At 45.0% G+C, this 278-nt stretch carries 1 protein-coding gene; it reads left to right on the top strand.

All coding sequences use genetic code 11. The features are described from left to right. The coding region (locus tag HBA93_RS20885) for a hypothetical protein (RefSeq protein WP_221724549.1) at positions 1 to 278 on the top strand (278 nt) is incomplete at both ends.

The following is a 278-nucleotide window of genomic DNA, read 5'->3' on the forward strand; positions in this document are numbered from 1 at the left end:
GTTGTACTTCGAGACCGTTTCCTTTTCTTGTCTTTTGATTTACGTTTGCTCTTTGGAGTAGGAGACCTGTGTTTTCGTTTCTTGGACTCAGATTCTGACCTGTGTTTCTTCTTCTTTGAACTCTTCTTCCTTTCCCGTCGAGGAGAACTGCTCTCTGACCTGCGTCCTCTATCTTTCTTCTTTTTCTTCTTCTTTTGCTTTGGAGTTGGTGATCGAGAACTGCTGGTCTCTCGAACAAGACTGTATGGTTTGGGAGGCTCAGGAGCCGTTTGCTTAGC

This window comes from Ochrobactrum sp. SFR4 (assembly GCF_019730395.1).
Classification (GTDB): Bacteria; Pseudomonadota; Alphaproteobacteria; order Rhizobiales; family Rhizobiaceae; genus Pseudochrobactrum.